The organism is candidate division WOR-3 bacterium (assembly GCA_039801365.1).
Taxonomy (GTDB): domain Bacteria; phylum Hydrothermota; class Tepidihabitantia; order Tepidihabitantales; family Tepidihabitantaceae; genus JBDRUN01.
The window spans coordinates 1-24,678 of the sequence record JBDRUN010000029.1 but is presented as its reverse complement, the minus strand read 5'-3'; the positions used below and the strand labels follow the sequence as shown (position 1 = coordinate 24,678).

The following is a 24,678-nucleotide window of genomic DNA, read 5'->3' as shown; positions in this document are numbered from 1 at the left end:
GTACAATGCGAGTTGCTATCCGCTTGGTCCGGGCCGGGCGATCAAGTTCACGACCGATGAGCCGACCGGGATTGCCGAGACGCCACTGTCGGGCGAGGTTGGTCGGCGTGGACTTGCGGTAGTGCCGAGTCTGTTCCGTGGTGCGGCGATGGTGCACTGGAATTTAGGTCGGGATGGCGATGCTGAAGTACGGGTGTTTGATGCGAGCGGGCGTTTGGTTCGGACACTGGCTTCAGGGCCGGCCAAGGCCGGTAGCTATGGTGTGGTCTGGGACGGCCGGGACGAGCGGGGTTGCAGAGTGGCGCGGGGTATTTACTTTGTGCGGCTCACGACCTCGGAGCAAACGGTCCGGGTCAAGGCGATCCTGACCGAGTAAGACTGGTACCTACCGATTCAAGGGCAGGGCCTTGGCCCTGCCCTTGATCAGTGGTACAGTGTTGCCGGCTACAGCCATCTGTTGTAGTCGTCGGTAAGTTCGCCGCCGATGCCGTTGCCGTCCGAATCAAGCAATGTATTATTTGTGTTCCGGACCAGATGCGAGACGAAGACACGCAAGCTTGGGCCGCACGCTCTTGAAAAGTAGTACTCAATCCGGGTTGCGTTGCCTGGAGTCCGGAAATACTGGACTGTGCCAGGCACGTATCCGCTGTTGTCGAAGATCCGTACCCGACCTAGGCCAAGCGACGAAGTGTCCATGAGTGCCGAGAATTCCACGAAAACTCCAGCACCGCGAGGCAGACGCTGCACCTGGCTGACCAGGGGTGGTGCGAGTGTGTCAACGCTGAAGTACCAGGTGAAGTCCGGTTCGGTCGGCTGGGCACCGTCAGCCCCGGCGTCCAGCGTTTTCAGGTACTCCGGAGTCCGTGTCGGGTAATCGGCCTTGACCTGCGAGCTCGCAAGCGTTACCACGTAGCGACGGCCATAGATTAGCGAGTCGCGTGGCACGACTACGAGCTGGGTTGGAGTCATGGACAGAAGGTCGAGTGGCATTTCATTGCCACCTTCAGGTGCGAGCTTGATGTTCTTGGGTGAGGTTCCGGTCTTGAGCGTGGTCGAGTCCATGGCGGCTGAGAACGTGATAGCAATTCTAGGTTTGGGGTCGGTGATGCGTGCCGTGTCGGGTTGAGCTGCGGTAATCACTGGTGGTACGGTCGGAACGCAGTTTGCCGGGTTGCCACCCGAGACGTAGAAGGTGGTAAGGAAGTCGTCGTAGGGCGTGGCGTCCTTGCGACCGTTACCGTTACCGTCAAGCGGTGCGCCGAATCGGTTGACAAACCCGCCGGTCTTGAGCGTGAGCAGGAACTCGGAGCTTTGAGGCCAGTCTTCACAGCGGATGAGCAGACGGCGGGCATCAGCATTATAGGTCAGACCGAGCCCAGTGACTTCGGTGCCGGTCGTTGTATTCAGAACTGTTACGTTGGCCGCGCTGACGGACGACGGGTCCATGTAGTCGGCAAAGATGATAGAAACTGTGGCCTGAATTCCCGCCTGGTCCGGGTTGTCATCGGCGAGAAACCCGGCTGGCCCGGGGATGATCGCCGCAACCCGGGCAGGATTGTCAGCGCCAGTGCCTTCAGGCTGGTTTGTGTCACCAGTCAGGGGATTGGCAAGTTTGCAGCCGGCGGTGAACATGACCAGGAAAGAACTGCCGAGGAGTCCAATCAGTCTTGAGTACCTGTTGCCGAGAGATGACTTTTTCATTGCTACCTCCCTAGAACCGCAAGGTGGCGGACAGCCGCCAGTTGACAAGATTGGTGAGATTGGCAAAGCCCATGAGGTCAATCTGCAGGTTCTCAACCGGCCGGAATCCAGCGCCATAGCTCAACTCGGTAGTCTGGACAAAGCTCCGCCGGGTTTCCGAACTGGCCGGGCTTCGTTCCTCGTCGTCGATGCGCTCTGAGAACGAACCGTCGCCGTACACGGTGCGGACTTTTCTCGGGTGCCAGGTCAGGAGCTGGTTCGTAGTAGTAACATCGTCCCAGCGCAGAATGGGCAGAGCACCGAGCCGGAGTGCAACTGACGGAATCACGCGGAACTCAAGTCCGACTGGCAGGGCAAGCGCGGTGTAGCAGCCGGTCTTGCGGCGCAGCCAGGATTCAGCCGCGGTGGTAGTCTGGACGTAGTCGTCAATAGTCTGGAGTGAGTCACCGTTGTCATAGGTCACAACCTGGACCTGGCCCATTGTGTCGAACACGGAGTCGGCGAAGAAGCCTGCGTTGAGATTCAGTGCGAATCCGAGGTCAAGCCGGTCTGTAAGGTGCTGAACGCGGCGCATGCCGGCATTGAGACTGGTGTTGGACGTGGCGCCGCGGTAACTGTGCCGGGTTGAATCGGCTACGCTTGAATCGCCCGGGTTGAGCGTGTGTCTGTAACAACCGACGTGACTCGCCTGGGCGCCGGTTCCGAGCTTTTCGCTGCGGAGCAGTGCGCCAACATGCCACCAGGTCTCAGATTCCTCTGACCTGGCAATGAGCCGTAGGGTCAGGGGCAGGCTCAATCCCGAGTAGGGCATGCCTTCTACGTCGTCGGCCACAAAGCTCTCAAAGTCCTTGGGTTCGGTCAATCCTGGGTTGTAGTCGGTAAGCCGGCGCGTGGCCCAGTGTCGGTTAGAACTACGAGCGATGAGTCCGGGCGCTAGCGAGAGTTCGGCAGCAAGGCCTTCACGCACGTCATACCAGCCGGAGAGTGCGAGCGTTTTCGCATCGTTGCCCGCGCTGCGGCGGAAACGGCCGGTATCATCCTTAGCCCAGGTTAGTCGGCCGGACACGAGGCTTGAGTCGAAGCTGTGCATAACGTAGTCTGAGTCCGGGTCTGTGAACTCGATACCTTCGCGATTCCAAGCGAGAGCAGCGCCGAGCCGAAATCGGGCACCGGCCAGAAACAGTCCAGAGCCCAGAAAGAAGTCGGTTGAGGCACCGCGGCGCCAGGCGTTGCGTTCGGTCTGGCTGACCCGCTTATAGTCGTAAGTGCCGTTTGAGTCCGGGTCGCGCCATTCGGCATACGTTGAGCGGGCTGAGCCAAACAGCGAGTCAAGCGAGTCCGGGCTGAACAGGCCGGTGAATAGCGGCTGGTCGAATTTGTAGCGGTCGAATATGACGGCCGTGGCCGGGCCGGCCCCAAACCGCGAGTTCCCACCGAGTAGGAAGAAGTTGCTGCGGTTTGAGCCGAACTGAGCATCATTGCCCGTGACGTAGTTGGACAGGCTGGTATAAACGCGGGAACCCTGAATGTCCAGCATTAGGGCCGGGTCGTGCAGGAAGTCGTAGTCGTCCCACAGGACACCGGCTGTTGACTGGTGCCGGAATGACTGCGGCAAGTAGGCAAGGCACGTCGCAGCCACCAGGCTCAGTACCAGAACTGTTTTCATCTTCACTCCTTTTTAGAAATTGTCTGACGGTTGTTATACCTTGATTCCCGACGGTGTCAAGTTCAGCGCTGATAAAGTCCCACTAATTCCGCAGTTGCCAGCACATGGCCGGCCATCCAATTCAGTAGAAGCTCTGCATTGACCGCGCCGTTAGCGGACGTAATCCGCCTGTCCAAGGCGTAGAGTCTGTAGAAGTAGCGGTGTGGCTTCCCTGGTGGTGGTTTCGGGCCGTCGTAACCGAAGTGGCCGAAATCGTTGCGGACTTGTTCTGCGTTTTCGAGCACGACGGGGTTTTGTGGCAAGCCCTCGGGCAGAGTTCGGGCAGTGCCGGGAATATTGTAGATGACCCAGTGGATGAAGGTTCCCCCCGGCGCGTCCGGGTCTGAACAAATGAGGGCGAAACTCTGGGTATTTTCGGGTACGTCGGTCCAGTTGAGCTCGGGTGACAGGTTCTCACCGTCGCCGGTATGGCGTACCGGGATGGTCTGGCCGTTGGTGAACGCCGGGCTTGTGAGCGTCATGCTGGTGCTTGGTACTGGTATCGTACTAGGCTGCGAAGTCTGGGTCGGCGCACCGGTCCCAGACCGGCCGCCGCAGACGGCCAGAAGCAGACAGCACATGGCGCTCAGTATCCAGCAGCCGGCGAGCGAGCGGCAGAAATTCAGATTCATAGTACAATACCTCCTTGCCCTCAGGTTAGGCGGGATTGGCGCGGCGTCAAGCATGGTCGGTCTAACTGTAGGTCCGAGCTGAAGGGCGGTGTTGACCGTACGGGTTCAGGAAGTATCGTACTTGCATGGCCAGCGGTGCGAGCAGAATCAACGTCAGGGAGATTCTCCTGTTCTTGGCCGTCGCGTTCGGGCCGTGCTGGCTTCTGGCCGGAGCGTTCCGGCTCACCGGGCTAGCGTGGGGCAGCCTGCCTTCGCAGATGCTTGGTGTTGTCTACATGTTCGGGCCGTTGCTTGCGGTGGTCGTGGTGCAGAAATGGGTCAGGCAAGAGCCGGTATTCGAGCCGATGGGCGTGACGTTCGAGTTCAACCGCTGGTGGCTGGTGGCGTGGCTTGCACCGGTGGCCGCGGTTATGGCCACGCTGGGAGTGAGTCTGTTTCTGCCCGGAGTAAGGTTCTCCCCGGAGATGGCAGGTGTATTTGAACGTATCCAGCGACTGGTGCCACCCGAACGGTTGGAACAGATGAAGGCTGGGATGAGGCTGTTGCCAGTGCATCCGTTCTGGTTTCTGCTCGGGGCCGGGCTTGCGGCCGGCCCGACTAGCAACGCTCTGGTTGGGTTCGGCGAGGAGGTGGGCTGGCGCGGATTTCTGCAGCGTGAATTGGCGCCGCTCGGGTTCTGGAGGTCGTCGTTTCTCATCGGTGCAATGTGGGGTATCTGGCACGCACCGCTCGTGTTACAGGGACACAACTACCCTCAGCATCCGGCCCTGGGCGCCGGGATGATGACCGTCTGGTGCATGTTGATGTCTCCCTTGTTTGCCTTTGTCCGGCTGAAGGCGAAGTCGGTAATCCCGGCGGCGATAATGCACGGCACCATCAACGCAGTCGCCGGGCTGGCCTTCGGAGCGGTCGAGGGCGGGAACGACCTTATGGTCGGGTTATCCGGGTTGTCTGGGTTCATCGTGCTGGCCGTCGCCAACCTGTTGTTGCTGGCGGCGAGACCAGGAAGAGCAGAAGCGGGCTAGTTGCCGGGATTCGGTATGTCGCCGAAGGCCTGGCGGACCACGGCCGGGTCGGGTGCAGGCCCAAGCAGGGTGACGAGGAGGATTACGATAAGGCTTACAATCAGCCCGGGCACGAAGCCGTGAATCTTGAGCGGATTCTTGAGCGCCATCCAGACAAGTGCGGTGACTGAACCCGAGACCATTGCGGCTAACACTCCCGCTGAGTTCAAGCGACGCCAGTACAGGCCGAGCAAGTACGGCCAGAGCGTGGTGGAGGCAATCACGGCCCAGGCAAAGCCGGTGATGATGAGTATCATCGCTGGGGGGTTGAGCGCGACTCCGACCGCAGCCAGCCCGATGACGACCGATACTAGGCGGGACAGCGCAACCTCGCATCTGGGCTCCAGGCGAGCGCCGAAGCTGTCGCGCACGACGTCTTTCACGAGTGAGCTGACTGTGACAAAAAGTACCGCGGCAAAGGTGGACATGCCCGCGGCGATGACCGCGGCCAGGAATATGGCTGAAGCCAGAGGCGGCATCACAGCCTGAACCAGCATTGGTATTGCCTTGTCTGGAGCCGTGAGAGTCGGAAACAGGACGCGGGTCAGCGCACCGTTGAAGTAGGGCAGGAGCGCAATGGTCCCACCCGCGGTGGCAAGCACGGTGCCTAACCTGAGCACCCGGGCCCGCTTGATCGAGTAGAACCGGGTGATGAGCTGGGGCATTCCCCATACTCCGAAGCTGACGATGAGCGCATAGGAGACAAGCCCGGGCCAACCCCAGATACCCGGGGTAGTGACGTAGCGGCCGGAGTCGAACGCGGCCAGCTGGGAGAATCCCTGCGACAGGCCGCCGACTCTTGTCAATGTCAGGACAGTCAGCAATACGAGTCCGAATATCATTATGACGCCTTGCAGAAATCCGGTCCAGACGACCGCAACATACCCGCCTAAGGCGACGTAGACGATGATGATGAGTGCGGAGGCCAGTACGCCCCAGACATAACGCACGCCAACCAGCACCTCGAAGGCGTTGCCCATTCCTTGGACAACCGACACGCTGTAGATGACAAGGAACACTGACACGACCACGGCCGAAATGAGCCGCGCGGCCGGGGAGGAGAAGCGGCGGGCGAAGAACTCGGGCATCGTGATGGCGTTGAGACGGCCAGTCATCTGCCGCGTGCGCGCGCCGAGCACTATCCAGGCAAGGAGTGTGCCGACCACGACGTTGGTTGCGCCAATCCAAAGAGTAGCCAGGCCGAATTTGTATCCGAACCCGCCACCGCCAATGATGACAACGGAACTGTAGTATGCGGCGACAAAGGAAAAGGCCGTGACCCAGGCGCCGATGGAGCGTTCGCCCAGATAGAACCCGGCGGCTGACCTGGCCCGCCTGCGGGAGACAAGGCCGATGACAAACAGTGTGGCGAGGTAAGCGGCGAGGACAAGGATATGAATCGCAGCTGAACTCATTCTAGTCTTTGAGCTTGATTACGATGGCCCAGATGACCGATGCGATGATGGCCGCGGCTGCCGTGAGTATTGCAGCGAACGTCAGCCAGGGACAGCCGAACGGACCGCTCACGGCCGAATCATATTCTTTGCCGGTGGGCTGTCAACTTCGCGCGACTGGGTTGACAACCCACCGGCGATTCGTATCCTGACCGCCGGTGAACATCAATACCGAGTCCGATAACATACTTGTAAGAGGAGGTTAGTCCTGAGTTTCTGCCCGGCGTGCGGCAAGTTCAACCCTGACGGTGCAAGATTCTGTTCTGCGTGCCGGACCAGGCTGCCTGGCGCCATTCGTGTTGCAGGCGGTGAAGTTAAGGACAATGTGGTTCCTGACCCACTGGCAGGACGACGGGCAGGCGCTGCCGGTAAGGGGCTGGCAATCGCCAGCCTGGTACTGGGAGTGATTGGCCTCGGCATACCGGCAATAATCCTCGGTATGCTAGTCTTGGTCCGAAAGAAGCCAGGCCAGAGCTTAGCTCTGGCTGGCGTCTTGGTGGGTGCGCTGGGCACAATTGCGCTCGTTGCGGTAATCTCATCGGCTGCGGCCACAAGACGTGCCCAGCAGGCACTGGAAAAGGAAGAGATTGAAATGGCCGAGGTATCGGTGTACACGGCTGCAGTCAACCGGCAGCTGGCACAACTAGAAATTGAGGCGCAGAAGCTTGAGGCCTCGCTCGGTGAGCTTGGCGAGGAGCATGTGAATCCAGTGTTTGCGCATATTGATGAAATCCGGGCTGACCTTTATGAACTTCAGCAGGCCGAGGACGACGAATCGGTTAACGAAATCCGAAGTCGCATCCGAACCAGACTCGCACAGGTTAGGGCTACACTCGACGGCCACTAGCGCGAGCTGGCTGAGACCAGGGTATCCAACTCTGGCCGGATAGGGAACTGTTGCGTCACCGCCCGGCACGAACCCGTGCATGTTTCCGCGGTCGCCGCAAGTGCAACAGAGCGGACATAGGCGACGCGGTAACAGATTTCGGACACCTGAATACCAGATTGCAGACACGAGTGATGGGAGGGCGGTTCTTGTGGTCGTTCCAGGCGTCCGGGGTAGTAATGCGGCCGCGACCGGGCCGGGCTTCAGTTCGAGTACCAGAGGAGCGGGCGGTAGGATATTGTGTTACTGCCTAGGTAACCGGAGCGGTAACAGTATCGGTGACACTTCGCGGTACCGCTTGCGTTACAGGAACGGTAGCAGTGCCGGTGACCCAAGTCATCACCGAAGCGGTAAGGCAAGGACGAGCATGAGCCGTGGCCCGTTCGGCTGCGGGTTAGTGCCGAGTTGGTCGAGCCTGGCCCCGAACAAGCCCTGGGGTAGCCGTTCCCCCAGTGACCTCCGTACAGCCCAGGGCACAGCAGGGTGGGCACGCGGGAATGCTGTCAGATAATATACATCAGCTCAGAGAGATAGACGAACTCGGGATGATATATCGCCGAAGGCCAGCTCACCGACCTGTCAGGGCTTCAACCATCTTGTACCCTACGGCTGCCAGACCATGGACCAGACCGGAAGGTCGTTCTCCGGTATTGCGGCCCGTTCTTTGATAACAAAGCCGAGACGCTCGAAGAACCGGACATTGTGTTCGGTTTGGGTCTCAAGATACCCGGGCCGATGCCGGGCGGCAAGCCGCGCAAGGCCGTGTCGAACTATACTCGCACCAAGACCACGGCCTCTGGCCTCGGGTGCAACCCCGATCAGAAGCAGATACTCGCATCCGGTCGGCGCATTCCGTTGTTGCAGCTCGTCAAACTTACGATGTGCCATACGGAGTCGGAGTAATGGTCTCAGACCAACGGTGAATGGCAGCATCAAACCGCCAGTCCTTGCTAGATGGCGGGGTGTCTGCCGTGCGTGTCTTTCCGCAATCCAAACTGCTACACCCTCAAGTTCAGGGGTCACGTCGATCTTTCCATAGGTCAGACCGTAGCGAAGCATGAAAACGAACAACCGGGCGAGCTGTTTCAGACGCCGAGCGTGGTCAGGAAACGCCATTGTCCAGAGTTGTTCTTCTGCGAACGCCCGCGCCAGCATCCGGCTCATTGCCGCCAGTTGCCCGGTTCGGAAGGACGTAACTGTGTAGGGTGTCATGGTTGAATTCTGCGGCCAGCGGTTTGGTGTCAGCATATGAGTGACCGTCAAGAAGTCAAGTTCCAGGACCGAGTGGCGTTTTCCACATTTCCGGTGGTTTACAGGTTTTCTGGTTGACCACTGAGACGAACGCGGTATGATGAACCGTTTCCAAGGAGGCGGAATGAAGTCAGTGGCAGTTATGATTTTTTTCTGCTGTGTGGCCTGTCTTGCGGTCGAAGTTAGACCTCTGTTCGAAGTCGGTCTCTGGGACATGGCTCTGGGCGGGGTGAACATCGAAGGTAAGACCGTGCTCGGGGTCAGAACCTCACTTTTCCGGCTCGGCTGCGGCATCAGAGTTCACGAACATTTTGGCACGCTGATTGCGGTTGATGGCGTCCGGGCAACCGGCCTGTTCACCGAAAGGTTTGAGAAACCGTACATCTCCTATGCTGGTTTCGGGCCGGCGGCGATAGCCATGACTGCGTTCTGGTTTCCGAAATCAGGAGCCCGGGCTCGCAAGCCTTTTGCTTTCCTGTCCTACGCCTGGATTCACACTAAACTCAAGGACATCAGGGAAGACTACCCGATAACCGACGAGTTTCCCCGCAATGCAATTGCGCTCGGCGTCGGTTACACGCTCTACGCTGTCACCCCGCGTATCGAGCTGGCAATCATCCCGGGCTGGAGCGCAGTGAGCTACACCGTGGGAGTTCAGTCTGGCGGCATCTTCGACTGGTAGCCGCGTACCTAGCTCCGAGTCTACTCATTGACCCTGCCTTCCTATAGGAAGCGGTGTCTTAGGACTTGGTACCAGGACAAGGCGCACGGGCGAACCTACGACGTACAGGGCTGCACGAAGTAGGCGGGCCGGGCACAAGGCCCGGCCCACACAGGAGGTTCGGACGCTATCGCGCGAGGATCAGTCGGCGCGTTCCTAAGTAGTCACCTGCAGCCATCCGACAGAAGTAGATACCCTCGGCAAGTCGGCGACCCCGCTGGTCGCAGCCATCCCAGACAACCGAGTACCAGCCCGCAGCCTGGTGCATGTCCACCAAGGTCCGCATCAGTCTGCCGCGCACATCGTAAACTGCCACCCTGCTGCGGCTCGCAGTAGGTAGCGCGTAGCGAATGACTGTGTAGCGAGTGAACGGTGTCGGTCTTCCGGGTTCGAGCGCGAATGCGGTCGGCAGGAGTTCGTATCCGGCAACGCCTGGCCGCTTGGCCACGGTAACCGAGTCTTCAACTTGGTCGTTGGCCGGGTCCACGTCTCCGGCCAGCGCAGTCGAGCAGCGAACCGGGTGGGTGCCGAGTGACTCCGCAGTCCATGGCTCAAACCAGACCGTATCAGCCGCACCCGGCTCAACGGTCATGGTTGTTTCGTTCGCGTAGAATGCGCCGATGAAGAGCCGCACTGCAAACGTCTCCTGTTCGGTACCGAGGTTCTCAACAATCGCAGACGGCACGATGACCGTATCCTCGTACACCGTGCCGGTTGGACTGACGAGTTCAGCGACAGCAGCGTCGCGGACACGGACCCGGACTGAACCAGCCAGGCTGTTGTTTGCCGGGTACATGTCGTGTTCAAGCATCGTTGAGCACTGCACCGCGTTGTCCCCGCGTGTCAGCGCGGTCCAGTCGGCAAAGGTTACAAGTGCAGAGTCACCTGGTGCAATACTCGCAGTATGCTGGGTGTCAGCGTAGGTTGTGCCGATTTCCAGAAGCACCGGTATCGCAGCCGGTTGGTTACCGAGGTTACGCACCCATGCCTGCGGCGTGACGACCTGACCGGAGTCAACGACCCCAGCCGGCGCAACAATCGAAAGCACGCCGGCATCTATTGTCCGCACAAAAACCGAATCGGTCTTCTCGTCATTTGCCGAGTTCATATCACCGGCCAGCATCGTGGAGCAGCGCACGACGTGCATACCGAGCTCGAGCGCGGTCCAGTCGGCAAAGGTCACGTCAACCGAGTCGCCAGCCGGGATATAGTACTGCTGGGTGTCGGAATAGGTCGTGCCAATGTCGAGAACAACCGGCACCGTTACCGGCTGGTTGCCGAAGTTCTTCACCCAGGCGGTGGGGGTAATCACTTCGCCGGAATCAACGACTCCGACCGGCGCGACAATTGCAAGCACTCCGGCATCGGTCGTGCGGACGAATACAGAGCCGGACTTGGCGTTGTTCGGTTCAACCAAGTCACCGGCCAATTCGGTTGAGCAGCGCACTGCGTGCGTGCCCGGGACACTTGCGACCCAGTCCGGGAACTGGACGAAGACATATTCGTCCGGCGGATGGTCAGTCACGATTGCGGTCGTGTCGTAGGTCGTACCGACCTTCATCCTTACCGTGTAAGTTACCGTATCGGTGCCGGAGTTGTACACCGAGCAGGCCGGGGTCACGACCGCGCCCAGGTCAACGACTCCTGAGGGTGCAAGCAGACTCGAACATTGTGCGTCCATGACCCTGACCCTGACCGAACCGGACTGTTTGTCGTTTGCGGGAACCGCATCACCACCAAGCTCAGTCGAGCAGGTCACAGCCCAGGTGCCGCGGGCCTGTGCGGTCCACTGCGGGAATGTCACATAGACCGAAGTCTTGGCTGGATGAGAGGAGACGTTCGCTACTGTGTCATAGCTGGTTCCAATTCTCATCCGCACGTTGTAAGTTTCGGCCTGGTTGCCGTAGTTGTACACCGAGCAGGCCGGTGTGACCGCGGTGCCGGAGTCAAGGACACCGGCCGGTGCAAGCAGCACTTTGCACCCGACGTCACGCGGCAGCGGTGTGTAAGCGACCGCAAGCGAGCAATTGATGCGGCCTGAGCCGAACACTGTGTCCTTGCCCGTGCGTCCTAGGTCCTTGACCGCGTGCATCTCAAGAATCGAGTCAATCTGACGCGGGAGCAGATTCATGTTCTTGGACAGCATCAGGGCTACGCACCCAGCCACACCTGGCGTGGCCATTGAGGTCCCGGACATCGTTGTATAGCTGCGGTCACCGCTGTTTGAGGTCGAAAGGATATTTACTCCTGGGGCGCAGACGTCCGGGTCCATCAGGCCGGGCGGATACACATAGTCGTTCCACGGCGCAACCGAGCCCCAGGTTCGGGTTGGGCCGTGCGACGAAAAGCTGGCGATTGCGTCGTTGTTATCGGTCGCGCCGACGGTAATGACTGCAGACGGAGTCTTGCTCGTCGGGTGATTGGCCGGATGGGGCCACGGTGGCGGACAGTTGCCGGGCGTTCGAATCTTGTCCGCACCCGAGCCCTCATTGCCCGCAGCAACGATATGAGGAATGCCGGCGGCAAGAATGTTCTCTTCGGCCCGGCGCCAGACCGCGTACCGCGGCAGCCACGACGTTATCAGGCCGAGCGACATTGTGATGAGGTCTGCACCGTTCAAGGTGTCGCGCTTGGGGCACACGCAGAACTGCATGCCCTCCATCGTATTGTTCTCCATGCTCGTATCTGGATAGGGAGTATGCAAGTACACATCCACCGGCACTGACATTATCTTGGCCGAGGGCGCTACGCCCATCGTGTCTCTGGTGCCGTTGCCATACGTGCCGTCCGCGGTCGCGATGCCAGCGCAGTGGGTTCCATGACCGTAGTAGTCCAACGGGGTCAGGGTGTCATATGGCGAAGGCCCGGTGTGGCCTGAAGAGTACTGGTTTGAGGCAAAGTTGAAGCCGCAGTTTGGATAGACGGTTGAAGTCCAGAGGTGATTCTTCAGGTCATCGTGGGTATAGCGTACCCCGGTATCAACCACGCCGATGACTACGCCCTGACCGGTATAGCCCTGAGCCCAGGCTCCGCGCGCGTTGATGACGACAAGGTTTGGCTGGACACTGGTGACCGCATCACCGGGGACAAACTCGCTCAAGTCCACCGGCGTGATCTCAACCGGCATCTTGTCGTAGTACACAAGCTCTACATCCGGACGATCGTTGACTGCGAGGATGACTTCCTTCTTGGCCCAACACCCGACGGCATTTACGAGCCACAGCGGTCGGATGTCGGTGACGTTGCCCGCTGCCCTTTCGCCTTCGAGATAAGCCAGCAGCTCGCGCTGGTGCTCCTCGGCGAAGTCCATAAGAATCCTGCCCACCCTGGCTCTGCGGACCGGCTTGGGCAGACCTTCGACCATGGACGCAAGCACACGGGAATCGAACTGTTCCTTGAGTACAAAGTCAACTGGAAGCATGGCGTCATTATCCAAGTCTTCCAGCCGACGGGCCAAGTCCGGGTCCATCAGCGCGGACGCGACGCCGGCAATCAGACAGACCACAAGACCGGCCTTTGATAACATTTTGAGACTCATCGTCTCCTCCTTTGCGGTTAGGTTTCCTCAGTCGCTATGCGGTTCTTACACACTAAAGACAGTGTAAGGCCGACGCCGTGCCTGTCAAGCAGTCAGAACTTGTGACGAAGTCGGCGGCTGACAACCAGTCTTGTGCTGTGCCGGGCACCCTTGCCGTAAGCGGTGAGAATGTACACACCAGGGTTCAAGGACCGTAGGTTGAGCTGACTTGAGCTTTGTGCGAGCAACCTGAGCACGGTGCGGCCGCAGGCATCGGTCACGATCAAATCCGTAGGGCAGAGCCCTGTACCATCGAGTCGCACCAGTCCGTCGCAGGCTGGATTCGGCAGTACCCGCAGCGCTTCTGTTAACCCTGCGTCAAGCTCTTCCTTGAGCCCGGTTCCGTACCTGACCTTTGCTCTGAGCAGATGGTCGGCCGCATCCATTCCCATCGGCGTAACCCAGCCCATGTCCGGAAAGAACCACCACTGCCGTGCCGGGTAATCAAAATGCTCGTCAGTGGAGAAAAGCATATCCCAAATATCTTTCTGCCAGAAGCAAAGGTAGAAATCGCCTGAGTCGAACACGACCGGTGCGGTTAGGTTGTAGTCCCGGAACTCGGTGTTCTGGCCCGGCGGAATGTCGAGCCGCTGTTCTTCGTACAGCACGGTACCCGGCTTGCCGCCTGGCCCGTTGTCGTCGAATACCCGCAGAAATATCTGCTGACCACCGCTATACCCGACAACTGCCCGTGCACCGATGACTTCGCAAGGGTATTCAGCTGGAGTGAACTTCACCGCCGCACCGAACGAATCTCGGTCCGAACACCACCAGGTCTTATGTACACCGCTATCATAATACAGGACAGTATCAAGGTCCGCAGTTGCGGGGCCGGCCAGAAATGGGGCCACGAATGCCAGAATCAGTGTTGTCACTGCAACTCCTTCTTCATAAGGCTCAGGACTGCTTCAGCCGCAGGAACCGTTGTGCTGCTGTCGGCGGCCTGCGATCAACAGGACTTCAAAAAGACGGAGGAACATCGTTTGACAGTAATTCAAGCTGGAACCAGGCATTTGTCAATCTGTGCCAGAACCCGGGACGGTGCCACTGAAGAAAACAATGGTGTGTCAGACGTGGACTCCTCGCCGGAAACTGGGCAGAGTGCGGCAAGTGAGCAACTCCGGTCTGGCGGACAGATTCAGACACGGTAGGTGGAGAATTTTGATTGCTGCAACCCGAAGCTACGTTTACGGTTGGCTGGCGAGCAGGGCCACGGTCCGGCAGTCAAGCTCGCAGGTCATCGGCAGTTCGTTCGCCCACTGGAACCGGCCAAGCGCCTGTCTTGTTTTCTCACCGACCGTACCATCCGGCCTGCCTTGGTAGTGCCCCATCGCGGCTAGCTTGCGCTGAATTGTCCTCACTTCCGCGGGCGTCCGGTAGTCCTGGATTGAGGATATGTCGGCCCGGTTCAACTCGTTCCCCACAATCACGACAGGTACGCCCTTGCCGATGCGCTCGTGGCCGAACAACTCGTCCATGTCGGCATTGCGGAGCGCGATGCAGCCGTTGGTCCAGTTGCGCTCGATGCCGCCGCCGTGAATCTGGATTTCGCCGCCGATTCCCGGTACACCATCCCGCGACCTTGACACTAGTCCAAGTGTCTTGGCCAGATTGTACCGAGTCCGGTCAACTTCATTGGGGTAGTCTATATCAAGCGCCTTGTAGAATCTTGCGTTCAGCTGCTCGCCGGTGATGTGGTAGATTCCTTCAGGTGTGGTGGCGTTGTCTTGATGCAGCTTGCGTCTTCTCGGGTCACGACCGAGCGCGATGGGATACCGTTTCTTCGTCCGACCACCGTCCCGCACCTCAAGGAAGTAGTACTTCTTGTCCACGATAATGCTCAAACCAAAGATGCAGCCGAGCGCGGTATCCGGCACCACAACCGAATCCGGGTTGGTCAAGACCTGTCGTCCATCGGTCAGGCTCAGCCGCGCTCGGTAGTAGTACTTCGCATTGTGCGCCAGCATTGAATCGGTCATCTCAGCCGCGCTGTCGCCGCCCGGAAAATCAAACACCGTGACCGGACAGCCGGTGGTGTCCGGTTCAGAATCGTCAAACCTGGTCGTGCTCCGGAACAATTCGATGCGCTCGACGGCAAGCCGGCCCGCGCCGGTAATCGAAACCTTGGTCTGAAGCGGTCCGGTCATTCCGACGCTCAGTCTCGCCTCCTGTCCGGTACAACCGATTGCGAACCAAGATAGAAATAGAGCGGCCCGGACTGTGACGTTCGGCACCAAGACAAGCTAACAGCAGGAATCAGTTCGAGTCAATACCCGGCAGCCAAAGCGCTATCGGTCGAACGCCGCCAGGAGCGCCTGGGCAACAAGCGGGACCTCGTCCCGGCGGATAGTGCGGAAGTCAAGCACATACTCGTCGTTTTCGACCCGACCGAACACCGGCGGTTTGGACCGCCGCATTCGTCGTGCGAGTTCGTCGCAACTGAGCCCAACCGGCCTTACCGCCACAACCCTTGATTCAAGACGCTCGGTCGCCAGCGACCCGCCACCGATTTCCGAGAAACCAGGCCGCACCGTGACCTGCGCCTTACCGAGCAGTCCGGTGCTGACCCGTTTCACCAGACTCCGCGCCTCCTGCTGCATCTGTCGGACCGGCTTGAACAGGATTTGCATCAGTGCATGTTCCCTGATTACCCGCGGTTCGTCCAAGAACAACTCCAGGGTTCGCTCCAGGACGGCAAAAGAGAGTTTGTCGAGACGCAGTGCGCGGGTCAGCGGATGCTTTCTCATGCGGGCAACGTATTCCTTCCTGCCGACGATTATCCCGGACTGGCATGCACCGATGAGTTTGTCGCCGGAGAAGCACGCGACCGCAACCCCGGTCGCAATTGACTCCTGCACCAGGGGTTCCTTGGGCAGACCGTACTTGGAAAGGTCAATGAATGCGCCCGAGCCCAGGTCGTCAATTACCGGCAGATTATGTTCCCGTCCGAGCGCAACCAACTCGTCAAGACTGACTTCCTTTGTGAACCCAGTTATCCGATAGTTGGAAGTATGGACCCGGAGCAGTGCGGCAGTGTCCGGTGTGATTGCTGCGGCGTAGTCCCGCAGGTGGGTTCGATTAGTCGTCCCGACCTCGACCATCCGGCACCCTGATTGCCGCATCACATCCGGAATCCGAAAAGCGCCGCCGATTTCGATGAGCTGGCCCCGGGACACGATGACCTCTCGGCCCGCGGCCATTGTCGAAAGTACGAGCAGGGTTGCCGCGCAGTTATTGTTCACCACGTGCGCCGCCTCGGCGCCGGTTATTTCGCAGAGCAGAGATTCAAGATGCCGATACCGACTGCCGCGGCGGCCGGTATCAAGGTCAATTTCAAGAGATGAGAAATGCTCACTTACATCTGCCAGTGCTTCCTGCGCGACCCGGGACAGCGGCGCACGGCCCAGCCCGGTGTGGAGCGCAACGCCCAGTCCGTTTACCGCCCGGGTCAGCCTTGGTCTGACTTCGTCCTCCAGCCGACGCGCCAGCTCGGTGGGGTCGAACCCGACATCCTCGCCGGCCAAGATTCTTTCCCTTGTTTCCTGAAGATACTGGCGTACGGTTCGGGCCGCAAGCCGGCGGTTCACCCGGCTGAGCAGGCCGGCAAAGCGTTCGTCCGAGAGTACCTTTTCGACCTGCGGCAATGCTCGCAGACGATTCCGGCTGCTGGCTGTCACCTGCTGGTTATCGGCCTTCATCGAATCACCAGCGCTTCGCGGACAACTGTCGCCCGACGTTCGTCCCGCTCCGGGGACTTGAGCCTTTCGCCCAGGAAAACCTGAAGGTTCTCAGGCCGGACCAGAATCAGCAACCGGCAGACTTGGCCCAGACTGAGCTCATTCACGATGCCCAGCGCTACGCCGAGGCGAACTGTGGCCAGAAGGTTTACGGCTTCGTCTGAGCACAGAATCCGCGCTCCGCGCAAAAGTGCCAGCGAACGGAATACCTTGTCTTCGATTTCGGTGCGCAGGTTCTTGACTAGGTATTCACGGGCCCGGCGTTCGTACTGAACAACTTGTTGGCAGCTCGCGGTTACGGTCTCGATGATTTCCGTCTCGGACTGTCCGAGGGTCCGTTGGTTTGAAACCTGAAAGAAGTTACCCTTGGTCTCAGAACCTTCACCGTACAGCCCACGCACGACGAGGCCGATATGCACCGCGCCGCGTAGCACCTTCTCAATCTCTCTGGTCAGCACCAGCCCGGGTAGATGCAGCAATGCCGATGCCCGCATGCCGGTTCCGACGTTGGTCGGACAGGCGGTCAGAAACCCGAACTGGGTCGAGTAGGCATACCCGACGATGCTTTCGAGCTTCGAGTCGAGGCCCGACGCGAGCGATAGGGCAGTCGTGAAGTCAAGACCTGACACTAAGGCCTGGAACCGAAGGTGGTCCTCCTCATTCACCATTAGGCTCAACGTCTCATCGGCGCTGACAAAGAACCCGCGTCTGAGCTTGGACTCGACGAAATCGAGCGACACCAAGTGCCGCTCCAGAAGGAACCTGCCCCACTCTGGTGTCAGTTGTTCGTCATCAAGAAACCGTCCCCGGTCCATGAACCCCGCGTCGGCGAGCGCCCAGCGGACCATGTCAACGACCTGGGCCTGCTCTGAGGCTTTGGTCCGGGTGACGAACGGAAGTTCAGCAAGGTTCCGTGCCAGCCGCACCCGGGTCGAGACAACAACGTCTGAATCCGGGCCGGTGGCACCAAGCCAGCGGCCGACCGGTTCAGCGCTGAACATCGTTGCTCACCTTCCTCAGCTGGTCGCGCAACTGGGCGGCCCGCTCGTAGTCCTCCTGCTCAATCGCTTTCGCCAGCTCGGCGTTCAGCCGACGGACCGTCAGCTTCTTCTGCGCTTCGGTGCGGCCCGGCCCAACGGTCTTGCCAACATGCTGCACCGAATTGTGCAGCCGGCGTACCAGCGGCTCAAGCTTCTCCCGGAAGCTATCGTAGCAGTTGGCGCACCCGAGCCGACCCGTACGCTTGAACTGCGCAAACGTCAGTCCGCATCTAGTACACACCATTCGGCGCTCATCAGCCGCAGTCCTGCTTGCCTTCATTTCAGCGAGGACTTGACCGACATTGCTCTTCACCTGTTCGGCCTCAACGAAACCCTGCTTCCGGGCGCAGTCTGCACATACTTCGATTTCGCTTGAACGACCAGTCTTGTCCACGCGGCGCACTCTCATAACCGCGTCCTGCTCTTGGCAGATATCGCACTTCTTCACGCTGTGCTCCGGAGGCGAGAGCAGACCACAGAAATGCAGAGTCCGGGGAACGGAAGCGTCACAGTTCGACTCATTTACTCCTCGTGCAGCACGCCGGCTGCAAGCCGTAGCCTGCGGCCGGCCCTTTGGGCCACCATGTCGTTGTGGGTGACAAGTATCGTCGTCATGCTCTTTGATTCGTTCAGGTGTATGAGCAGCTCGACGAGCGCCTCGGCCGTGGCTGAGTCGAGATTCCCGGTCGGCTCGTCCGCAAGCACCACCGCAGGCTCGTTGACCAGGGCCCGGGCAACTGCGGTCCTCGACTTTTCGCCTCCCGACAACTGGGCAGGACGGTGGTTTAATCTTTCAGTGAACCCGATTTCCCGAAGTACCGCGTGTGCTCGGTCCACCGCCTCACCCATGCTCCGACCGGCTACAAGTAGCGGCAGTGCCACGTTCTCAAGCACGGTGAATTCGGCCAGAAGATGGTGAAACTGGAACACGAACCCTACCTTCTGGTTCCGAAATCCCGGCAAATCGCTAGCAGGATAACTGAAAATGTCAAGCGAATCAAGCAGCACGCGGCCGCGGGTCGGTCGGTCCAGGCCGCCAAGGATGTGGAGGAGCGTTGACTTACCGGTCCCGGATGGGCCGGTGATCGCGACGAACTCGCCTCGCCGGACCTTTAGGTTTACCCCGCGTAACACCTCGAGCTTCTCTGGCCCGGACTCAAACACGCGCCAGACGTCCTGGGCCTGCAAGACGACCGGTTGGCCCCTGGAAGCTTTCTCTTCACTCATACCTTATCGCTTCGACCGGGTCGAGCCGTGCCGCGCGGTACGCCGGATAGACAGTTGCTACGAAAGTGATGACAATTGCCGAAACACACACCAGGAGAAAATCCTGCCACTGCATTTCGACCGGCAGGTTCTTGATAAAATACACGTCGCCCGGCAGAGTCACGAACCGGTACCGATTCAAGAGCCAGCATGCCACAAGCCCGAACAGTGCGCCTGCTGCGGTACCGACGCCGCCGATTAGCAGCCCAGCATAGACAAATATTCTTGTCACCGCCTTCGGTCCTGCGCCGATGGCCTTGAGTATACCTATCTCCCTGGTCTTGCGCATGACAATCATCGTCAGCATCCCGACGATGTTGAAAGCGGCGACTAGCACGATGAGCACGAGCACGATGAAAGTCACCACCTTCTCCAGTCGCAGAGCGGTGAACAGATTGCGGTTCTGTAGAATCCAGTCCACGGCCCGATATGGAAACCCCAGGGCCGAGGTAATGCGTCGTGCCAGCCGTGCTGCACCGTACACGTCCGCTACCCGCAGCTCGTACCCGGTAATCATCCCCTCCATACCTAGAAACCGCTGCAGCTCGGTCAGTCCGAGGTACACGAAGCTTGAGTTATACTCGTACATCCCAGAGTCGAATATGCCGTTTACCCGAAAATGCCCGGCCCGCGGCATGAAACCCAGAGGAGTAGTGTTGCCGCCGAACGGCGATACGATATTCAGCCGGTCACCGACCGATACACCCATCACTCGTGCGAGTTCCACTCCGATTACGACCCCACCAGAGTCAAACGAAAAACTGCCTTCCTTCACGGTCGCGCCGATGTCGGTAATTTCCGATTCCCGCGTCGGGTCCACGCCTCGCACAACCACACCCTCAACCCCACTCGGTGACCGGATAAGAGTCTTGGCATAGACGAAAGGTGCTACGCTAACTACACCAGGAAAGTGTGTCAGCTTGGCAAGCAGCGTGTCACCGGCACCAGCATACGGGATTGCCTCGTAGGAATACTTGGTCACAACGATGTGCGGTGTTGCGCCGAGGATTCTGACCCGCAGCTCCTGGTGAAACCCATTGATGACCGACAGCACGATGATAATTGCGGCCACGCCCACAAACACGCCGCCGACCGCAATCGCGGTTATGCCCGAAACCCGGCTACCTTGCCGGCTTCGCAGATATCGGGAGGCAACGAAGAGCTCAAACCGCATCAGAGAAAGGCTACAAGGGGGCGTGGGTTGCAGGGTTCAAGGATATGGAGTCATGCGGCTTCAGACAACTTCCCCATCGTCCTATTCGCTTGGTCGCTGGGCTTCCTGGACTCTCAATCCTTTTTCGGTTGGCCGGAGTTGCGGGAATAGTATCACATCACGGATGGAAGGCGTGTCGGTGAGCAGCATAACAAGCCGGTCAACGCCGAGGCCGAGTCCACCGGTCGGTGGCATGCCGTATTCCAGTGCCAGGCAGTAATCCTCGTCTAGCGTGGCGAACTCTTCGTTTGCGGCCACTTGTGCCTCAAAGCGCTGGCGCTGTTCAGTCGGGTCGTTGAGCTCGCTGAACGCGTTGCCGAGCTCTATCCCGCACACGACCGGTTCGAACCGTTCAACCAAGTCAGGATTGTCCCGGTGTGTCTTCGCCAGCGGACAGGTAATCTTCGGATGGTCCATGACGAATGTCGGCTCGATAAGGTGGTCCTGTATCAGTTCGGAAAACAGCTTGTCTAGAAGTTTTGAGCGAGAAGTCTCGGGAGTAGTCTGGATGCCGAACCGAGCGCATACTTTCCTCAGCAGCTCCGAAGAGAGCTTCAACGGGTCGGCTTCAATCTTCTCAGCCAGCGCATCAGTGAACCGCAGTCGTTTCCACGGCCGCGCAAACTCAACTGTCTTGCCCTGAAACGATATCTCGGTTGTGCCGCGCACTGTTTCGGTTAGATACCGGAAAAGGTCTTCGACCAGGTTCATCATGTCAGTGTAGTCCGCATACGCCTGATACAGCTCGACCTGGGTGAATTCCGGGTTGTGCAGCCGATCCAGGCCTTCGTTGCGGAAGTCCTTGCATATCTCATAGACCCGGTCCATTCCACCCACAATCAGTCGTTTCAAGTACAGTTCGTCTGAGATGCGCAGGAACATTTTCTGGTCCAGAACGTTGTAGTACGTCTCAAAAGGTCTTGCCGCGGCTCCACCGTAAATCGGCTGCAAGGTTGGTGTCTCGACCTCGATGAAGCCGCGTTTGTCCAGGAACTTGCGGATGGCTGTAATGATTCGTGCCCGGGCTAGGAACACGCCGCGTGAGTCCTGGTTCATTATCAGGTCCAGGTAACGCTGTCGGTATCTAAGTTCGGTGTCCTTTAGTCCGTGGAACTTTTCCGGCAGGGGCTGAAGCGACTTGGCCAGAAGCACAAGCTCCCTTGCGTGAACTGTGATCTCACCGGTTCTAGTTCGGAACACCTCGCCCCGGCAGCCGACGATGTCGCCCAGGTCCAGAAGCGAAAGCCGTTTGAATGCGTCGTCGCCCAGGGTATCCTTACGCAGGTAGAGCTGAACCCGGCCACTTGAGTCCTGGATGTGGCCGAACTGGGTCTTGCCGTGTTCGCGCCGCGACATGAGCCGGCCTGCTACGCTCACCTCGACCTTTTCAGTTTTGAGGCCTTCGAAAGCAGCAACGACCTCTGCACACTTGTGGCTCACCGGCCAGCGGTAAGCGTAGGCCGGAATGCCCTGCTCGACGAGTTTGACGAGTTTCGCCTTACGGAAGCTTCGGTCGTCTTGGTGGTTGTCCGACATCGGCGGAAACTATATCCCCTTGACCCGGCAAGTCAAGAAACAGGGACAGCAACCGCAGATTTCGCAGATTCCACAGATTCGTTTTCGGGAGTCGGACACCCCCTCTCTTCCGTTCCCTCCCCATTCAAGGGGGGAGGGAGGGGGTGAGGATGAAGGCTCGAAGTCCAGAATCGTCATGGATGCGCGCCCGATATTCCATTTGCAATCCCAGACAGTCCCAATCTGCAGTTCCTGTTGAATCACTTCCGCAGGCAGGGCTTTACTTGCGGCCTGGAGGGCCTACACTTTCCCGGTGAGCAGAATTCTATGTCTCGACATCGGCACCAGGCGCACTGGTGCTGCGGTCTCGGACCAGACCAGAACTATCGCCCAGGGGCTACCCACGATTGAGCACAAAGATGACAGCATGCTCGTCGCCGTGGTAGAACGTCTGGTCAGTGAATATGAAGTTGGAACCATTATTGTCGGTCTGCCCCTGAGCCTTTCGGGAAAGCCGTCGAGCCGCTCCCGGCAGGTCATGGAACTCGCCAACCGGCTGCGCAACAAACTGAAATTGCCGGTCGAGCTTGTGGACGAACGCTATACCACGACCGCGGCTGCCGATATTCTGTCTATGGCGCGCGGCCGCGAGACTGCTGGCACAAGGCCCCGTTCGGTGGGCCGGTCAAGGAAAGACAAGCTGGCCGCAAACCGTATTGCGGCTACGCTGATTCTTGAGAAGTACCTTGCAAACCGCACTCCGACTAGGGGGATCAATTCGCGGGGGCGAAGTCTGGACAGGGACTTACCGGACAGCTCAGCAAAACCGGAGTCTGATGCCGGGGCTCAGCCCGGCAGACAAGAGGGCATGACCGGAAGCACAGGACAATGGTGAAGCATCAGCCCCGCGCTCCAAGCGGTCTTGCCGCTTTGTCTGCTGTTCTCGGTTTCTGCTGCCTGGTGCTGTCCTTGTTCGGCTGCTCCTCGTCGGGCAGGAAGGTCAGGGTCTTCATCCCGAAGGGTCTTTCCACCCGTGCAATTGCTGAAACCCTGCATCAGCATCGGGTCATTGACAACCCGGCAGAGTTCCGGTTCCTGGCCCGGCTTCTTTGTTTCGACCGGAGACTCCGGCAGGGCAGATACGATTTCGCACCGCACAGCGAAGAACTTGTTGTGCTCTGGCAAATGACCCGGCCCGGCCACGCTGCGGTCCGAATTACCATTCCGGAAGGCTACACGATGCGCCGGATTGCCGACTTGCTCGAAGAACATGGCGTCTGTCCTGCTTCTGATTTTCTTGACGCCTGCCAAAGCCGCACACTCCTTGACAGCCTTGGCATCAGCCTGGCCACGGCTGAGGGGTACCTTTACCCGGATACCTACGAGTTCGAAATTGGGTCCGAGCCCGCCGTCGTCATACGACGTATGGTCTGTCGGTTCTTCGAGGTCTTCGAGGGATTGACAGACCGAGCAGCACAGACGCAGGCTCCGCAGAGCGACCGAGAATTTGCTCAGTCCAGGGCGCGAAGTAAGAAGCCCGAAATCGCCGAGGTGCTGATTCTTGCCTCAATTGTCGAGCGGGAAGCAGTCAGGCCGGAGGAAGCGCCGAGGATTGCCGGTGTATTTCTGAACCGGCTTAGAAAGGGTATTCCACTCCAATCCTGCGCCACGGTCGAGTATGTCCTTCCGGTACACAAGGACCGGCTTACTATTGAAGACACTCGGATTGAGTCGCCGTACAACACCTACCTGCGTCCCGGTCTGCCGCCCGGGCCAATCTGCAATCCGGGTCGCAACGCGCTTGTCGCGGTACTTAGACCAGAGACAACCGACTTTCTGTATTTCCTGTCTAGAGGCGACGGCACGCACATTTTCTCCCGGACTTGGCGCGAGCACGAATTTGCCCGTCGCCGGCTGCGGCGTGGAGACAACTGACCGGGTTGGCTTGACTCCGGTTGACATCCGGCTAGACTGCCCGTGTAGGCTGCCGGACTGAATCCAGTCCAGCCGGTAATGTAGGAATGAAAGCAATATTGCCATGAGGAGGCACTGATGAAGCCGTTGCTGTCACTGTTTCTGCTCTTTGTTGTCGGTCTTTCGAGTCCGGTGGTGCCGTTGGTTCGTACGGGTTCGTTTGAACCGGCAGCACTGCCCGAGTACGACTCGGTAGCGATTGCCGGTTATCGGTTCGACCCTCTGGCCGGCGTTCCCGAGCTGCCGGCCGAACTGTCCGCCGAGTCAGACTACTGGCTCGTTCATCTAAAGGGGCCGGTGTATGAATACATGACTAGAGTGCTTGAATCGTACGGCTGCAAAGTTATTCAGTACGTGCCTTTCAACGCCTTCATCGGTCGGATGAACCCGGACCAGCGCCAGGCGATTGAGGCGCTTGAGTTCGTCAACTGGGTCGGTCAGTACGAGCCGGCATATAAGCTCAGTCCGGAGCTGAGACAGGCGAGAAGTCAAAAGCCGGAAGCAAGAGGCCAATTCCTGGTAATGCTCTTCTACGACGAAGACCTTGATGCCGCGGTCGCTCGCCTTGCCGGTATCGGGACTGTGCTTGAGACTTCAACGAGCAACGCCTTCAAGGTCGTCAAGGTTGAGACCGAGTTCGGCCGGTTGGCTGAGCTTGCCTGTCTGTCCGTAGTTCAGTGGGTTGAGCCGTGGCCCGAGGTTGAGCACTGCAATGAGAACGCACAATGGGTCACCCAGACCTGGCGCCAGGGTATCCGACGGGTCTGGACAAGAGGCGTGAACGGCAGTACTCAGGTCGTGAACACCGCTGACACCGGTATTCTGATGGGCTCAGTTACACACGACATGGTGCGTGACCCTGCAGTGCCGGTCACGACCTGGGGTGACTTCCCGACTCATCGCAAGGTCATTGGATACCGAACTTGGTCCGGGTCCTCGGCC

The 24,678-nt window shown here is 59.1% G+C and carries 21 protein-coding genes; 7 read left to right on the top strand and 14 right to left on the bottom strand.

Annotation, left to right across the window (positions count from 1 at the left end):
* A partial coding sequence (locus ABIL25_05405; GenBank protein ID MEO0081717.1) for a FlgD immunoglobulin-like domain containing protein occupies positions 1 to 376 on the top strand: 376 nt, incomplete at its 5' end.
* A 68-nt stretch (positions 377 to 444) separates the two neighbouring features.
* Here ABIL25_05405 and ABIL25_05400 read toward each other — a convergent pair.
* From ABIL25_05400 to ABIL25_05390, 3 genes are all read right to left on the bottom strand, one after another.
* Entirely contained in the window at positions 445 to 1,701 is a 1,257-nt protein-coding gene (locus ABIL25_05400; protein ID MEO0081716.1) for an Ig-like domain-containing protein, read from the bottom strand.
* A gap of 10 nt (positions 1,702 to 1,711) precedes the next feature.
* Positions 1,712 to 3,367, bottom strand: a complete 1,656-nt coding sequence (locus tag ABIL25_05395; GenBank protein ID MEO0081715.1) for a hypothetical protein — start codon at positions 3,365 to 3,367, stop codon at positions 1,712 to 1,714.
* A 62-nt stretch (positions 3,368 to 3,429) separates the two neighbouring features.
* Positions 3,430 to 4,038, bottom strand: a complete 609-nt coding sequence (locus ABIL25_05390; GenBank protein MEO0081714.1) for a YbhB/YbcL family Raf kinase inhibitor-like protein — start codon at positions 4,036 to 4,038, stop codon at positions 3,430 to 3,432.
* A 125-nt stretch (positions 4,039 to 4,163) separates the two neighbouring features.
* On the opposite strand from ABIL25_05390, the gene ABIL25_05385 reads away from it, so the two are divergent.
* Positions 4,164 to 5,063: a CPBP family intramembrane glutamic endopeptidase gene (locus tag ABIL25_05385; GenBank protein ID MEO0081713.1), complete on the top strand. Its 900-nt coding sequence runs from the start codon at positions 4,164 to 4,166 to the stop codon at positions 5,061 to 5,063.
* Here the strand turns inward: ABIL25_05385 and ABIL25_05380 are convergent.
* Positions 5,060 to 6,517, bottom strand: coding sequence for a sodium/solute symporter (locus ABIL25_05380; protein MEO0081712.1), 1,458 nt, complete (start codon positions 6,515 to 6,517; stop codon positions 5,060 to 5,062). The genes ABIL25_05385 and ABIL25_05380 overlap by 4 nt on opposite strands.
* Positions 6,518 to 6,881: 364 nt before the next feature.
* Here ABIL25_05380 and ABIL25_05375 point away from each other — a divergent pair, with 364 nt between their 5' ends.
* Positions 6,882 to 7,403, top strand: coding sequence for a DUF4190 domain-containing protein (locus ABIL25_05375; protein MEO0081711.1), 522 nt, complete (start codon positions 6,882 to 6,884; stop codon positions 7,401 to 7,403).
* A 642-nt stretch (positions 7,404 to 8,045) separates the two neighbouring features.
* On the opposite strand, the gene ABIL25_05370 is transcribed toward ABIL25_05375, so the two are convergent.
* A complete protein-coding gene (locus tag ABIL25_05370; GenBank protein MEO0081710.1) occupies positions 8,046 to 8,654 on the bottom strand; it encodes a GNAT family N-acetyltransferase in 609 nt (202 codons plus the stop codon).
* A 163-nt stretch (positions 8,655 to 8,817) separates the two neighbouring features.
* On the opposite strand from ABIL25_05370, the gene ABIL25_05365 reads away from it, so the two are divergent.
* Positions 8,818 to 9,375 carry a hypothetical protein gene (locus tag ABIL25_05365; protein MEO0081709.1) on the top strand — a complete coding sequence of 186 codons (558 nt, stop codon included), beginning with the start codon at positions 8,818 to 8,820 and terminating at the stop codon, positions 9,373 to 9,375.
* Between the two features lie 166 nt (positions 9,376 to 9,541).
* Here the strand turns inward: ABIL25_05365 and ABIL25_05360 are convergent, their stop codons facing one another.
* From ABIL25_05360 to lysS, 9 genes are all read right to left on the bottom strand, one after another.
* The gene (locus ABIL25_05360; protein MEO0081708.1) at positions 9,542 to 12,952 is read right to left on the bottom strand and encodes a S8 family serine peptidase; all 3,411 of its coding nucleotides are present in this window, start codon (positions 12,950 to 12,952) and stop codon (positions 9,542 to 9,544) included.
* Positions 12,953 to 13,044: 92 nt separating this feature from the next.
* Positions 13,045 to 13,866 (bottom strand): T9SS type A sorting domain-containing protein, encoded by an 822-nt coding sequence (locus tag ABIL25_05355; GenBank protein ID MEO0081707.1) that lies wholly within the window; start codon positions 13,864 to 13,866, stop codon positions 13,045 to 13,047.
* 312 nt (positions 13,867 to 14,178) lie between these two features.
* Positions 14,179 to 15,138: a L,D-transpeptidase family protein gene (locus tag ABIL25_05350; GenBank protein ID MEO0081706.1), complete on the bottom strand. Its 960-nt coding sequence runs from the start codon at positions 15,136 to 15,138 to the stop codon at positions 14,179 to 14,181.
* 141 nt (positions 15,139 to 15,279) lie between these two features.
* Entirely contained in the window at positions 15,280 to 16,689 is a 1,410-nt protein-coding gene (gene selA / locus ABIL25_05345; protein ID MEO0081705.1) for an L-seryl-tRNA(Sec) selenium transferase, read from the bottom strand.
* Complete coding sequence (locus tag ABIL25_05340) at positions 16,686 to 17,729, bottom strand: protein arginine kinase (GenBank protein ID MEO0081704.1); 1,044 nt, start codon at positions 17,727 to 17,729, stop codon at positions 16,686 to 16,688. Before ABIL25_05340 ends, selA begins: the two co-directional genes overlap by 4 nt.
* Positions 17,716 to 18,216 (bottom strand): UvrB/UvrC motif-containing protein, encoded by a 501-nt coding sequence (locus ABIL25_05335; protein MEO0081703.1) that lies wholly within the window; start codon positions 18,214 to 18,216, stop codon positions 17,716 to 17,718. The genes ABIL25_05340 and ABIL25_05335 overlap by 14 nt, the downstream gene beginning before the upstream one ends.
* Positions 18,217 to 18,290: 74 nt before the next feature.
* Entirely contained in the window at positions 18,291 to 18,995 is a 705-nt protein-coding gene (locus tag ABIL25_05330; GenBank protein ID MEO0081702.1) for an ABC transporter ATP-binding protein, read from the bottom strand.
* The gene (locus ABIL25_05325; protein ID MEO0081701.1) at positions 18,988 to 20,208 is read right to left on the bottom strand and encodes a lipoprotein-releasing ABC transporter permease subunit; all 1,221 of its coding nucleotides are present in this window, start codon (positions 20,206 to 20,208) and stop codon (positions 18,988 to 18,990) included. The genes ABIL25_05330 and ABIL25_05325 overlap by 8 nt, the downstream gene beginning before the upstream one ends.
* Positions 20,209 to 20,289: 81 nt before the next feature.
* The gene (gene lysS, locus ABIL25_05320; protein ID MEO0081700.1) at positions 20,290 to 21,783 is read right to left on the bottom strand and encodes a lysine--tRNA ligase; all 1,494 of its coding nucleotides are present in this window, start codon (positions 21,781 to 21,783) and stop codon (positions 20,290 to 20,292) included.
* Positions 21,784 to 22,075: 292 nt separating this feature from the next.
* Here lysS and ruvX point away from each other — a divergent pair, with 292 nt between their 5' ends.
* The 3 genes from ruvX to ABIL25_05305 all read left to right on the top strand — a co-directional run.
* A complete protein-coding gene (ruvX, locus tag ABIL25_05315) occupies positions 22,076 to 22,657 on the top strand; it encodes a Holliday junction resolvase RuvX (GenBank protein ID MEO0081699.1) in 582 nt (193 codons plus the stop codon).
* Positions 22,658 to 22,722: 65 nt separating this feature from the next.
* Entirely contained in the window at positions 22,723 to 23,697 is a 975-nt protein-coding gene (gene mltG / locus ABIL25_05310; protein MEO0081698.1) for an endolytic transglycosylase MltG, read from the top strand.
* A 117-nt stretch (positions 23,698 to 23,814) separates the two neighbouring features.
* The coding region (locus ABIL25_05305; GenBank protein MEO0081697.1) for a hypothetical protein at positions 23,815 to 24,678 on the top strand (864 nt) is incomplete at its 3' end.